The sequence below is a fragment of the Shewanella sp. 38A_GOM-205m genome, from assembly GCF_000518445.1.
GTDB lineage: Bacteria > Pseudomonadota > Gammaproteobacteria > Enterobacterales > Shewanellaceae > Shewanella > Shewanella algae.
The window spans coordinates 15122-28953 of record NZ_JADP01000036.1 but is presented as its reverse complement, the minus strand read 5'-3'; the positions used below and the strand labels follow the sequence as shown (position 1 = coordinate 28953).

At 55.1% G+C, this 13832-nt stretch carries 13 protein-coding genes; 1 reads left to right on the top strand and 12 read right to left on the bottom strand.

Going from position 1 to position 13832, the window contains the following annotated elements; translation table 11 throughout:
- The 7 genes from mraY to mraZ are packed head-to-tail and all read right to left on the bottom strand — an operon-like array spanning position 1 to position 7408.
- Complete coding sequence (gene mraY / locus N512_RS0117315; protein ID WP_028781125.1) at positions 1-1083, bottom strand: phospho-N-acetylmuramoyl-pentapeptide-transferase; 1083 nt, start codon at positions 1081-1083, stop codon at positions 1-3.
- The gene (locus tag N512_RS0117310) at positions 1084-2460 is read right to left on the bottom strand and encodes a UDP-N-acetylmuramoyl-tripeptide--D-alanyl-D-alanine ligase (RefSeq protein WP_025010890.1); all 1377 of its coding nucleotides are present in this window, start codon (positions 2458-2460) and stop codon (positions 1084-1086) included.
- Positions 2457-3926 carry a UDP-N-acetylmuramoyl-L-alanyl-D-glutamate--2,6-diaminopimelate ligase gene (gene murE, locus N512_RS0117305; RefSeq protein WP_028781124.1) on the bottom strand — a complete coding sequence of 490 codons (1470 nt, stop codon included), beginning with the start codon at positions 3924-3926 and terminating at the stop codon, positions 2457-2459. The genes N512_RS0117310 and murE overlap by 4 nt, the downstream gene beginning before the upstream one ends.
- Positions 3923-5659: a penicillin-binding transpeptidase domain-containing protein gene (locus tag N512_RS0117300; RefSeq protein ID WP_028781123.1), complete on the bottom strand. Its 1737-nt coding sequence runs from the start codon at positions 5657-5659 to the stop codon at positions 3923-3925. Before N512_RS0117300 ends, murE begins: the two co-directional genes overlap by 4 nt.
- On the bottom strand, positions 5656-5970 hold the full coding sequence (gene ftsL / locus N512_RS0117295) for a cell division protein FtsL (RefSeq protein ID WP_025010887.1): 315 nt from the start codon (positions 5968-5970) through the stop codon (positions 5656-5658). Before ftsL ends, N512_RS0117300 begins: the two co-directional genes overlap by 4 nt.
- Before the next feature lie 8 nt (positions 5971-5978).
- Complete coding sequence (gene rsmH / locus N512_RS0117290; RefSeq protein ID WP_025010886.1) at positions 5979-6920, bottom strand: 16S rRNA (cytosine(1402)-N(4))-methyltransferase RsmH; 942 nt, start codon at positions 6918-6920, stop codon at positions 5979-5981.
- A 29-nt stretch (positions 6921-6949) separates the two neighbouring features.
- On the bottom strand, positions 6950-7408 hold the full coding sequence (mraZ, locus tag N512_RS0117285) for a division/cell wall cluster transcriptional repressor MraZ (protein WP_025010885.1): 459 nt from the start codon (positions 7406-7408) through the stop codon (positions 6950-6952).
- 603 nt (positions 7409-8011) lie between these two features.
- On the opposite strand from mraZ, the gene N512_RS0117280 reads away from it, so the two are divergent.
- Positions 8012-8311: a hypothetical protein gene (locus N512_RS0117280; RefSeq protein WP_028781122.1), complete on the top strand. Its 300-nt coding sequence runs from the start codon at positions 8012-8014 to the stop codon at positions 8309-8311.
- 31 nt (positions 8312-8342) lie between these two features.
- Here the strand turns inward: N512_RS0117280 and N512_RS0117275 are convergent, their stop codons facing one another.
- The 5 genes from N512_RS0117275 to N512_RS0117255 all read right to left on the bottom strand — a co-directional run bounded on the left by N512_RS0117275 (position 8343) and on the right by N512_RS0117255 (position 13760).
- On the bottom strand, positions 8343-9923 hold the full coding sequence (locus N512_RS0117275) for a nicotinate phosphoribosyltransferase (protein WP_028781121.1): 1581 nt from the start codon (positions 9921-9923) through the stop codon (positions 8343-8345).
- 12 nt (positions 9924-9935) lie between these two features.
- Entirely contained in the window at positions 9936-10802 is an 867-nt protein-coding gene (gene prs / locus N512_RS0117270) for a ribose-phosphate diphosphokinase (protein ID WP_197021469.1), read from the bottom strand.
- A 152-nt stretch (positions 10803-10954) separates the two neighbouring features.
- Positions 10955-11668: an NUDIX hydrolase gene (locus tag N512_RS0117265; RefSeq protein ID WP_037475415.1), complete on the bottom strand. Its 714-nt coding sequence runs from the start codon at positions 11666-11668 to the stop codon at positions 10955-10957.
- Between the two features lie 89 nt (positions 11669-11757).
- On the bottom strand, positions 11758-13263 hold the full coding sequence (gene glpK, locus N512_RS0117260; RefSeq protein WP_025010880.1) for a glycerol kinase GlpK: 1506 nt from the start codon (positions 13261-13263) through the stop codon (positions 11758-11760).
- 26 nt (positions 13264-13289) lie between these two features.
- Entirely contained in the window at positions 13290-13760 is a 471-nt protein-coding gene (locus N512_RS0117255) for a nuclear transport factor 2 family protein (protein ID WP_025010879.1), read from the bottom strand.
- Positions 13761-13832: the final 72 nt, after the last annotated feature.

The window sequence follows — 13832 nt, the reverse complement described above, 5'->3', positions numbered from 1 at the left end:
TTACCTCAACTTCAGGGTGGCCAATCCCAGCAGAACCAGGAACAAAGAGATAATCCAGAAACGCACTATCACTCTGGGCTCGGGCCAACCTTTCAATTCATAGTGGTGGTGTATGGGTGCCATACGGAAAATCCGTTGGCCACGCAGCTTATAGGATCCAACCTGAAGGATGACTGACACAGTCTCCATTACGAATACACCGCCCATGATCACCAGCAAGATTTCCTGGCGTACCAGCACTGCCATGGTGCCGAGCGCCGCGCCCAGTGACAACGAGCCCACGTCGCCCATAAACACTTGTGCCGGATAGGTGTTGAACCAAAGGAAACCAAGACCGGCACCGACTATCGCGGTGCAGACAATCACCAGTTCACCGGCGCCAGGCAGATGCGGAATATGCAGATAGCCGGCAAATTGCGCATGGCCGGAGAGGTAAGCAATAAGCGCGAACGCCGCCGCAACCATAACGGTCGGCATAATCGCCAAGCCATCGAGGCCGTCGGTCAGGTTAACCGCATTGCTCGAACCCACTATGGTGAAATAGACCAGTACCACAAAAAATAGCCCCAGCTGCGGCATCACATCCTTGAAGAAAGGCACCACCAATTGGGTTTCACCCGGCAGAGATGCAGTAGCGTAGAGATAAAAGGCCACAGCAATCGCTGCAAGCGACTGTAAAATGTACTTCCAACGGGCTACCAGGCCCTTGGGATCCTTGCGCACCACCTTGCGGTAATCATCGAGGAAGCCGATGAGGCCAAAGCTGCCCAGAACGAATAACATCACCCAGACATAACGGTTACCGAGATCGCCCCACAGCAGGACACTGATAAAGATCCCCGCCAGCACCAGCAATCCACCCATTGTTGGGGTGCCACGCTTACTGAAATGTGACTCAGGGCCGTCATTACGCACTACCTGGCCTATCTGCAAAAGCTGCAAACGTTCAATCAACTTGGGCCCCCACCAGAGCGCGAAGCTGAGGGCGGTTAACAACCCCAGAATGGCTCTGAAGGTCAAATAGGAAAACACGTTAAACCCGGTATAAAACTGGGTTAGATACTCCGCCAGATACACCAGCATCTACACTAACTCCCCACGCCCGAAGGCTGATTTAAGGGCCTCGACCACACGCTCCATACGCATGCTGCGTGAACCCTTGACCAATACAGTGACACTCCCTGACAACTGATTGATATATTTGATTAAACTTTCCACCAAACGCCCTTGGGTATCCAGATGTTCCGTACCAAACCCCTGGCTGGTGTTCTGGGTTAATTGACCGCAGCAAAACAGGGCATCTATCCCGGCCTCCCGGGCATACTCACCCAGCTCGCGATGCAAAAGGGGGGCATTGTCGCCTAATTCCCCCAAATCGCCCAGTACCAGAATGCGATTTCCGTGAATTTCGTGAAGCCAGTTGATCGCAGCCTTGACCGAGGCCGGATTGGCGTTATAGCTATCGTCGATCAGCTGCACCCGCCCAAGCTCAGTGGGCAGCATGCGTCCCTTGACCGGCTGCATCTGTTGCAAGCCAGAGATAATGCTTGCCATATCCAGGCCCAGCGCCAGGCAAACCGAAGTTGCCGCCAGAGCATTGGCCACCTGATGTCGGCCGGCCAACGGCAGCGCCAGCAGATACTCCTGTTGCTGCCAGCAAAGAGTGCAGCGATAACGCCCCGAGGCATCGGCCTGTAAATCTTTGGCTGTCAACTCGGCTGCTGCGTCAATGCCATAGCTTAACTGACGGTAGCCTAACGCAGCCTGACGCATTACCTCGGCGTATCTGTCATTGGCATTGATAATGGCGCAGCCGTCCGGGGCCAAGTGATTGAAAATCTCGGATTTGGCCGCCGCCACACCGGCCTCTGAGCCAAACCCTTCGAGGTGGGCGCTGGCAACATTGTTCACCAGGGCAACATCCGGGCGCACTATGGCCGAGGTGTAATCAATTTCACCCTTGTGGTTGGCACCAAGCTCAAATACCGCGTATTCGTGTTCAGGCTCCAGTCGCAAGGCTGTCAGCGGCACGCCTATGTCGTTGTTGAAGTTACCGGCGGTGTAGAGCACCTTGGCATGTTGCGACAATATGGTCGCCAACATCTCCTTGACGCTGGTCTTGCCGTTGGAGCCGGTCAAGGCAACACACTTGGGTGATACCAGGCTGCGTACTATGGCCGCCAGTTGCCCCAGAGCCTGGTGAGGATCGGCCACCAGCAGCTGCGGCACATCGAGTGCCAACTCGCGGCTGACCAGGAGCGCTGCGGCGCCATTTTTGACCGCCGTTGGCGCAAACTCATGGGCGTCGAAGCGCTCGCCCTTGAGGGCGATAAACAAACCTTTGGTGCCTATATCGCGGCTATCTGTGCTGACACTCTCAATCAACTGCTCTGCGGCAGTCGCTGGAATCAACTTGGCATTTAGCGCCGTGGCTATCTGTTGCAGAGTTAAAGGGATCATGCCTTGCCTCCGCTAAGTTCCAGCGCCAAGGCCCGCTCATCGTAGTGATGACGGCTTCCTGCAACTTCCTGATAGGTTTCATGCCCCTTACCAGCCAATAAAATCACATCTCCCGCCTCGGCCTGGGCGCAAACCTGTTTAATGGCTGTCACCCTATCGACACAGGAGAATGCCGCCTCGGGGCGAGTCAGCCCGGCCATGACTTCATCAATGATGGTTTGCGGCTCTTCGCTGCGAGTATTGTCACTGGTTACCATCAAGCGGTCGGCAAAAGCCTCGGCAGCACGGGCCATCAGCGGCCGCTTGCCCTTGTCACGATCGCCGCCGCAGCCAAAGACACACCAGAGGCGGTTGTCGGTATGCAGCCGCAGCGCCTTGAGCGCCTGCTCCAGCGCATCCGGGGTGTGGGCATAATCCACCACCAGCGAAAAACCTTTATTCGACGGGAAACACTCCATCCGTCCGGGCACGGGCTTAAGGGCCGGTGACAACGTCAGCAGCTTTTGCAGCGGATAACCCATGGCATAGAGCGCCGTCAACGCCGCCAACAGATTGGAGAGATTGAATTCGCCCAGCAGCGGGGTCTCCAGCACACCTTTACCTTCCGGCCAGTGGATCTCGGCGCGCCCCCCCTTGGCGTGATATTGAGGATTGACAGCAACAACTGCCGCTCTGGGATCTTGTTTAATGCTATAGCCGAGCAACTTGGCCTTGGGCAGTTCCTCGAACCAGGCCTGCCCTGTGGCGTCATCCAGGTTAATCACCGCGTGTTTGAGACAGGCAAACCGCATCAGCCTCAATTTGGCGGCGGCATAAGCCTCCATGGTCAGGTGGTAATCCAGATGATCCCGGCTCAGGTTGGTAAACACCGCCACTTCAAAGGGCGCGGCTTCTACCCGCCCCTGCACCAAACCGTGGCTGGACACTTCCATGGCGCAGACGCTGACATCCATCTGCTCAAAAGCCTTGAGCTGGGCCATCACGGCCAAGGCATCACTGGTAGTATTGGTCGCTTCCTGGAGCTCCCCCAGCAAACCGTTCCCCAAAGTGCCCATAACACCGGCCTTTTCGCCGAGCAAAGACACCCACTGGGCGATAAGCTGGCTGACGGAAGTCTTGCCATTGGTGCCGGTAATCCCCACCAGGCGAGGCTTGACCGCGTGAATGCCATAGAACTGGGCCGCCAGCGCCGATAGCTGCCGACTCAGTTGAAAAAAGTAGATGGTTAAGCCTTGCTCCCGCTCCACCTTGCCGTGGGCATCCGGATCGTCCGTATGCAGCAAGGCAGCCGCGGCTCCCCTGTTGAAGGCGGCGGCAACATACTCCCGACCATCGGCCTGATGTCCGGGAACGGCCACGAAAAGGCCACCTTCAACCACTTTCCGGCTGTCGAGACAGGGCTCGGCCACCGCCTCCGCGCCGGAATAATGAAACCAGGGAGCCAGCAGATCCCGCAATAACATCATTCTGCTCTCCTAGGTACCTGAGCCAATTGCACGCGAGTATCATCACTCACAGGCTCCACATTCAACATCTGCAACGCGCCGGACATCACCTTGCCAAACACAGGTGCCGCCACCACGCCGCCGTAATATCTGTCCCCTTTGGGCTCGTTGATCACCACGACCATGGCGAGCCTGGGGTTATTGGCCGGCGCGACACCGGCAAACAGGGCAACATAATCATCGCCATAGCCACCGGCTATCGCCTTACGACTGGTGCCCGACTTACCGGCAACCGGATAGCCTTCAATGTGCGCCCGAGTACCTGTGCCGCCCTTCTCGGTCACGCCCACCAGCATGTTGATCACATCGCGGGCCACGTCCGGGGCTATTACCCGGGCGCCTTCCGGCGGTTGCTTCAGTTTAAGAATCGATACCGGGTAAAGCATGCCGCCGCTGCCCAGAGTGGCGTACATACGCGCCAATTGCAGCGGGGTAGCGGTCAGGCCATAGCCGAAGGACAGAGTCGCCCGTTCAAAGTCGGACCATCTGTGTCTGTCCTGCACCAAACCGGCACTCTCGCCGGTCAGGTTGATCCCTGAATAGTTGCCGAGCCCCATGGACTGATAGGTGCCCAGAAGCTGCTGCACCGGCATTTCCAGTGCCAACTTACTGATCCCCACGTTACTGGACTTGATCAAAATCTTCGCCAGCGACATATCGCCATAGTTGCGGGCATCCCGCACCTGTCGACCACCTATACGCATCCAACCGGGTGATGTCGGGATCAGCTCATCGCTCTTGACGATTCCGGCTTCCAGCGCAGCCACCACCACAAAGGGTTTCACTGTCGAACCCGGCTCGAAGGTGTCTGTCAGGGCGCGATTACGCATCCTGTGGCTCTGCAGGTTTTCCCGCGAGTTGGGGTTATAGGAGGGGGTGTTGACCATCGCCAGCACTTCACCCGTGTGCACATCCAGCACCACCACAGAACCGGATGTTGCCTGGTTCATTTCGGTGGCACGCTTGAGTTCACGGTAAGCCAACTGTTGAATACGCTGATCTATGCTGAGCACCAGATCATTGGGGCTCTCGCCCTCCTGGATGATATCCAGCCGCTCAACCACCCGGCCGTCACGGGACTTGCGCACCTTCTGTTTGGAGGGAGTGCCGGTCAGCCAGCTATTGTAAGTGTTTTCAATGCCTTCGATGCCGACATCATCGATATTGGTGATCCCGACCAACTGAGCGCTGATCTCACCGGCCGGATAGTAACGGCGTGATTCAGACTTGAGGTAGATGCCGGGTAGCTTCAGTTGTTCAATATAGTGCGCTACCGCCGGGGTAACCTGGCGCTTGAGGTAGGTAAAGCGTTTCTTGGGGTTGGACTGCACCCTTGCCAGCAACTCATCCAGCGGCTCGTGCAATACATCGGCCAGCGCCCGCCAACGGCGCATATCATTGAAGCCATCCTTGTCGTGAACCACCTTGGGGTCGGCGTAGACGGCACGCACAGGCACGCTGACGGCCAGCATCTCGCCGTTGCGGTCCGTGATAAGCCCCCTTTGCACCTCGTTGGAGGTAGTGCGCAGAGTGCGCATATCACTCTCATGACGCAGTTTTTCCGGTTCTATCACCTGGATGTAGGCGGCACGTCCAACAAGCGAGACAAACAACAGGCAAACAAAAGCCACCACCACTTGCAGTCGCCAGTGGATCAGTTGGGGCTTTTGAATCCTTTTAGCCTGTTTTCTCATGGGAGTCTCACTACCACCTCTTCATTGGGTAAGGGCCTTATCATGTCCAATTCCTTGGTTGCAATCCGGGTTATCCGGCTGTGCTCTGCCTGCGACTGTTCTTCCAGCAACAGGTTGCGCCACTCAATGTCCAGGCGATCCCTTTCCTGTAACAGCTTGTCCAACTCACTGGTTTGGGTACGGCTGATGTGGCTGGTATATACCACGGCAACCGCATTACCCAGTACCAGCATGCCCAGCAAGAGGATCCATTTGTGCTGCCAAAGATCCTGCAGCACTATGCGCGCCAGATTGAGTTGCGACTTACTCACCGTCAACCTCAGTAAGGCAAACGCTCGGCAATTCTGAGTACAGAACTGCGGGCCCGGGCATTAACGGCAATCTCTTCATCCGACGGTTTCATCGCCTTGCCTATGGGCAACAGCTGCCGCGAGCGGTTGAGCTCGGCCTCGGTCACCGGCAAGCCGTAGGGCACTTCCTCGCCTTTGCTGTGACGGCGGATAAAACGCTTCACCATGCGATCTTCCAGGGAGTGGAAGCTGATGATCGACAGCCGCCCCTTGGGCGCCAGTACTTGCAGTGCCCCTTCCAGCGCTTGATCTATCTGATCCAGCTCGCTGTTGATATAGATGCGAATCGCCTGAAACACTCGAGTTGCCGGATGCTTGTTGCGCTCTTTATGTTTGGTGATCCTTTCGATCAATCCGGCCAAATCTTTGGTGCGCAAAAACGGCTTCTCATCACGGTCGGCGGCGATACAACGGGCGATATGACGGGCATTTTTCTCTTCACCATAGGTCTTGAACACCCAGGCCATATCTTCGACCTCGGCCCTGGCGAGCCATTGAGCCGCCGTTTCACCCTGACTGTTATCCATTCGCATATCCAGTGGGCCATCACGCAGAAAACTAAAGCCTCGCTCGGCATCGTCCAGTTGCGGTGATGACACACCGAGATCCAGTAAGACACCGTCTATCTTGCCCACCAGCCCAAGTTGCTCAACATAGTCGGCCAACTGGCCAAAACCGCCATGGACTATGGTGAAACGCGGATCATCGGCAAACTGTTTGGCAGCTTCAATGGCCGCCGGGTCTCTATCGATGGCAATCAACCGCCCCTGTTCACCCAGGCGGGAAAGGATCTGACGTGAGTGTCCGCCTCGACCGAAAGTGCCGTCGATATAGATGCCATCTGGGCGGATATTGAGCCCGTCTACCGTTTCTTGAAGCAGGACAGACAGGTGGGCAAAGTTTTGGCTCATCACTCTCTTCTTTAATCTGGTCTCACTCATCAGAGTGAGAAATCTGCCAGCCGCTCACTGGCGGTCAATCCCTGGCTCTTAATCATCTCCAGGCTGTCGGCCAGCTGCTGCTGCCAGACCTGCTCATCCCAGAGTTCGAATTTGTTCAACTGCCCGACCAACATGGTCTTCTTTTCCAAAGAGGCGTATTGCCTGAGCGGCGGAGTCAGCAAAACCCGGCCGTTGGCATCCAATTCACATTCCTGGGCATAGCCCAACATCAGGCGCTTCATCGCCCGCTCCTGTGGTTGAAAATCAGACAGACCGAGCAGCTTGTCGGCGACTTTGTTCCATTCGTTTATCGGATAGATCAACAGGCAGGGAGATTGGATATCCACAGTGATTACCAGCTTGCCTTGATGATCGGCATGCAGAGGCTCGCGGTATCGCGTTGGCATAGCGATCCGCCCCTTGGCATCCAGATTCAAAGCACTTGCGCCGGAAAACACTTGGTTTCATCCTTGCTCAGTTAATAGATCCACAAATATCCACAAATTCCCACAGATGCTAAGTTTAGGGATAGTCAACAAGGATTGTCAAGCAATGCAAACTCGAATAAAGCCAGTCACCAAGCGGGTTAGCAGCGTGTCACAACATTTTTTGAACAGCCGAATTCCAAGTGGCAAAAAGTGGTGCTATCGCCCCTGGCAGTGGAAAATTTCAACACTGACAGGGGAGATTTTCACAGTGAAAAGAAACGATTGTGGAGAAGTTTCCCGGATCCTGGCATTCAGGAGTGCGATCCAGTGCAAACGTCTGTGGCGGCAAAACTCGGCCAGGATAAACCACTATGCCAAGCTTACAGCTGTATCTGAGGGTTAAATGTTAAATCATGGTTAACTAAAATTTCTTGCCCATATCAGAGCGACAGGCTTTTCCTACATAGTGTTCAGAGCCTGAGTCAAAGATTTCAGCGCTGTTTTGATACAGCCGGAACCCCAAAGGATAAATTCAGTCTAATTTTTAGGCTAAACAGGCCGATAAAGGATACAGAATAGGCTAACAGTTAAAGCATCTAACCGGCGCAAAAGCCGCCGGCACGGGGAACTCTAATGGGATTGGACAGCATTTACGCCATGTTGGCGCGCCCGGTCAAGGCGGTATTTCAGCCCAAACGCGAAGTGGAGCAGGTCAAGACCAGCTCCGCCATAGCGCCCGACAGCCACGAAGCCCCGCAATCGCAACTGCCTCCCGAAATAGACAAGCGTGAAAAAGTCGCTGATCGCCGCAAAGAGCAGAAAAGCTTTGCCCGCGAGCGGCGTAAACATAACCGCCGCCAGGAAGATGAAGAAAGGGATGAGTCCAGGGCGCAGGAAGAAGGCAAGGGTCAGATCATAGATATCGATGTCTGACCCTGCCGGTGAATGTCATTGAGTTAAGGCGTCACAGCTGCGTCGCCACCCGCTGACGTATCTCGGCCAGATTGGTTTCGCTAAGCAGTTTGCCATCCTCATAAACGGTTTGCAGCAGCCCCTGGGCTTCTTCAGTCACCGAAACATCGTCTCTCAGCACCAGCTCCCCGTCTTGCATAACCACTTGCAGTAGCCCCTTGGCGGAACGCTTTTGGCTATCTGTCTTGGGTGCCTTGAAAATCGCCAGCGGCTTGCCGTCTTTTATCACGTGGGTCGCCTTGACTGCCGAGCCATGGGTATCTCGGGTGATATATTGATAGCTGTATGAGCCAATCCCCAGCACGACTTTGGAAGCAAAACCTTTATCCATCAAACGCTGCAGTATTTGTCGTTGGCGCTCGAGCGTGATGGCATCACCATAAATGGCACCCACATGGTTATCCAATAACTTGTAACCCTTGTCGGTCAAGGTGCCACCAAAAATGTCCCACAGGCACTCGATAAGCCCCTTCACCTCGCAGGCCATCAGGGTTTGGCGCTGCAGACCGATAAACTCACCATGCCAACTTATCGCCTCATAACCGTTATCGGCCGCCTTTTGCAAGGCTTCATCCAGGCCACATTCGCGGATAAGTGATTCAGGTGCCAGCTTATAACCGCTGAGAATGGTCACAGGATCGCCGGAGTCGGGACGGATCACCAGGGTGCCGTCACGCTCAAGGATCTCCTGCTTGAGTTCAGGTAAGTATTGCGTCACCAGAGTCCAGAAATCCCAGGTATCGGACACCACACTGAGGATCCCCTTGGGAGACTGGGTCTGCATCAGATAACGGAAGAAGGCGACCTCCCCTTCGAGGATCCAGGAACAGGTCACCGAGTGCTCGGTGGCATCCACTGAAGCGCCGACCAACTCCTTATCGACATCGGCACCATAGTACTTCTCGGCAAACAGCACTGCCGGAATGGTGTCGGTTCCAACAAAGCCGCTGGCCAAATGGCCAAAACCACTCATGGCAGCGGCCTGCTTACCGAACATGCCGCGAAAACTGAAGTCATGCCCCTGAAACGCTACCATCTCGGCGGGCAGGCCTGTCTTATCGGCGAACTCTTTAAAGGTGCGCAGGTAAGCTACGGCCGTGGTGGCACTGGTTTGTATCGGCCAGTTTTCACAACTGAGCACGGTTTCTATCATGTTGGTCAACCAGGGGAAATCCGGATGGGTGTTGACTATGGTCAACGGCGGCACCAGATAAGGCACCAGAGTACCCTCTTCCAGCGCCTTGATCCTCAGCGGTAAATACCCAAGGTCGTGGAGTTTTTCCAGGTAAGAGACATCGACACTGTACCCCAGCATGGCACTGAGTATGCGCTTATGGGCGGCCACGGCCTGCGCCTTGGGCTGACTAAAGAAGCTGTCCCACTCCTCCATCAAATAGCTCTTGATAAAATACTGCAGTCCAATAAAGGCGACTTTGTCATTGTCCATTATGTTGGCATTGCGACCGCTGCGGGAAGTGAAGTTGGCATACACCTCGGTCACCTGAGGATGATAGGCGCGACCATGAAACTCTTTGTAGACATCCTTCTGCATTGAGGGGGCGATGATACTCATAATAAACTCCTTTTATTCAAACAGTTTCAAGGTGTGCAGCTCGACAATTTGCGACTCAAACGGATGCAATGGGCGCAGCGAATCTGTGGTAAACACGGCATCAATCAAACCTTCCAGCGGTTCGATTCCGCGGGAAAACAGGCCATGGGTCACATAGAGTCCCACTCGGGCGGCGCCTTTTTGTTTCAAAAGCCGCGCCAGCTCGATAAAGGTTCTGCCACCGTCACAAATATCATCCAGGATCAGCAGACTGCGGCCAGCGACATCGGCGTCCAACTCGGATGCCAATATGGCGCCCGTCGCCGGATCCCGGCGTTTACTGGCCTGAAACACTTCGGCCTCAATCCCGGCGGCACTCAGCGCATCGGCAACCTTGGCTATCTTGTGGCTGGCGCCCTTGTCCGGCGCAAGCAGTGCCGCCTGGTGGGTTTGCAGCCACTGCTTCAGCTGCGCAAACTGACAAACCAGCTGCGCCTGATGTACCTGCTCGGCCTCCAGCAGTTGCTCACTGACCACCGAGTGCAGATCCCAGCAGCGGATCTGGCTGAAGCCGGCATTTCGCAGCAACCCCGCCATCACGGCGGCGGAAAAGGCCTCACCGGCGACGCAAACCCTGTCTTGGCGGGCATAGGGGAAATAGGGAAGTTGCAGTGAAACCTGAATGCCGGGGGCGGCGCGGTCCAAAGCATCTTTGATCAGCAGCAGCTGCATGATGGCATCACTGCTCTGCAACCTGGCGTAGATAATCGCGCTCTGTACCTGTTGTCCATCAAAACCCGCCAGACGCACATGCTGCTCACCACCGGCAAACTGCCATTGCTCAACAGTCAAAGCCTGTCGGGTTGCATCTTTGTTTACTAGCTCAATACTGATATCCATATCGCTCACCATTAAGTGTCTTAGTGACACTTAATCTAAAGCAACGAGCTGGAGTGGTCAAGCTTATTTTGAGTCAAAAGGACACTTATCTAAAAAGAAGATTTAAAACAATGAATAAGATAGTCGTAAACCAAAGAAGCTCTAATGGAGTTTCAAGCTTCCAGGTTGCGTACAAAGCGATAATCGGCAGCTTCAGGCAATACCCGGTAGAGCTGGGGTGGGCGACCGACTTCGACCCGGCCCTCTCCACAGGGGGCGAGCACGCCGGCCTGCTCGATTCGCCGCCGGAAAGATTTCTTCTGCAGTGGCTTACCCAGAATGGCTTCATGCACTCGCTGCAACTCGGCCAGGGTAAACAATTCCGGCAGGGCAAAAGCCGCCACCAGGCTGTATAGCGCCTTTTGGCGTAAGCGCTCCTGTGCCAAGGCTATGATATCGGCGTGATCAAAGGCCAAGTGTTCGGGCAGCGACTGCAAGCTGAACCAGCGGCTCTCTTCAGACCCTTCCATGACGGGCTCAAGATGAGGCATCAGCGCATAATAGCTGATGGTGACCGACCAGCCTCTGGGATCCCGGCGGCCATTACCTATACTCTGTAACTGCTCCAGGTAGGGTGGCACTATGCCGGTCTTTTGCTTAAGTTTGCGCTTGGCCGAAGCATCGATATCCTCATCCTGCTGCAGATCGATAAAGCCTCCCGGCAATGCCCACATCCCTTTGCAGGGAAACCCGGAACGCTTGACCAAGAGCACACACAATTCCCCTTCTCGCACACAGAGCAGCACGCTGTCGACACTGGTCAACGGCAGCGGATAATCATGGATATTGTATTGCGCCAGATATTCGGCTTCGGTCGTCACTGTCATGGCGGGCTCACTTTGGTGTCTTTGGGGCACTATTTTGAGTCACTATTCAATGGGAGACAATAACAGCCGACAAGAAACCACCCGGCACATCACAGTTCGTCGGTTTCATGCCAGTGGCGACAACGGTCCACTGCCTTCTGCCAACCGCGGTAATAAAGCTCCCGCCGTCCTTCATCCATGGCCGGCTCGAAGCAACGTTCAACATCGCTCCGGTGAGAAAGATCTTCCACCGAGTCCCAGAAACCACAGGCAAGACCGGCCAAAAATGCCGCTCCCATGGCGGTAGTTTCGGTCAAGGCAGGCCGCAGTACCTGAGTATCTGTGATATCGGCCTGGAACTGCATCAGGAAGTCATTACTCACGGCGCCGCCATCCACCCTCAGCTGCTTGAGTGCAACCGCGCTGTCTTTACTCATGGCATCCAGCAGATCCCGGCTCTGATAGGCGATGGATTCCAGCGCCGCACGTATGATGTGGTTGCGGTTTACGCCGCGGGTCAATCCTTGCAAAGAGCCGCGGGCGTTGGCATCCCAATAAGGGGCTCCTAGCCCGACAAATGCCGGCACCAGATAAACCCCATTGGTATCTTCTACCTTGGAGGCAAAGTACTCTGTGTCCTGGGCATCACGAATAAGCCCCAATTCGTCCCTCAGCCACTGTATGGTCGCGCCGCCCATAAATACCGAGCCTTCCAGCGCGTATTGCACCTCGCCCTTGGGGCCTACAGCCACGGTTGTCAGCAACCCATGCTCTGAGCGCACCGCCTTGTCACCAGTGTTCATCAGCAAAAAGCAGCCTGTGCCATAGGTATTCTTGGCCATGCCGGGTTCAACGCACAGCTGGCCGAACAGCGCCGCCTGCTGATCCCCGGCCATGCCGGCGATGAGAATTTCACTGCCCTCACCGGCAATCCGGGTTGTGCCATAGACAGCCATCGACGGCTTGACCTCGGGCAACAACGAAGCTGGGATGTCCAGCGCCTGTAACAGGGTCTGATCCCAGCATTGTTTGTGGATGTTGTAGAGCATGGTGCGCGACGCATTGGTGGGGTCGGTCACATGCACCTTGCCCTCGGTCAGCTTCCATACCAGCCAGCTGTCGATAGTACCAAAGAGCAACTCGCCTCTTTCGGCCCGCTCGCGGGCACCCTCGACATTATCCAGCAGCCACTTAATCTTGGTGGCTGAAAAATAGGGATCCAGTAACAAACCTGTATTGTCGCGGACATAGTCCTCCAGCCCCTCGGCCTTGAGCTGCTCACAGATCTCCTTGCTGCGCCGGCACTGCCAAACAATGGCATTGGCAACTGGCTTACCTGTGAGCTTATCCCAGATGACAGTGGTTTCCCGCTGATTGGTAATGCCGATGGCCGCTACTTCGTCACTGTGGATCCCGGCGCGGGCGATGACCTCTATCAGTGTCGAACTCTGGGATGCCCAGATTTCCATGGGATCATGCTCGACCCAGCCGGGTTGCGGGTAGTGCTGACTGAACTCTCGCTGGGAGACGGCCACGATATTGGCCTGTTGATCGAAAATAATCGCCCGTGAGCTGGTAGTGCCCTGATCCAGGGCAATAATATATTTCTTTTGCACGTGAAAGCTTTCTTGGGTTGGCTGAATTAATTTTGCTGCCAAGGCTGATCGCCTCGGGGTAAGCCGATTTCCGCTTCGGGAATATCACACTCCTGCGCCGGGTAATACCAGACGGCGGCAATCTTATCGCCCCTCAAGGTATAAACGCCCATATTACATTGGCTATTTTGCTCGCCATCCTGCTGCCAGCTGACCTTTTCCAGGGTGCTGACATAGTTACCCGAGCTCAGCGAGCCAAGAATACTGGCCTTGGCCCCTGGCAAAGTTTGAAAATAGTCGGTCATAGCCGCACCCAATTCCGAATGCCCGGAAGCCTGCAGATCGACCTTGGCGATGCTGACATTAAACCAAGTCACGTCTTCCGTGGTTTGCGCCAACATCAGCTCAATCTTTTGCTCATTGAAACCTTGAATAAACATACTGACAGGATCTGACTCGGCCAAACTCGGCATTGAAATCAGAGAGATAGCACTGGCAAACAGGAATGGATATTTCATGGGCTTATTATTTTTTGTTGGCAATAGCATGAATATAAGCCCTGAGCTCGGCCACGCCAAGTATAAAACAGC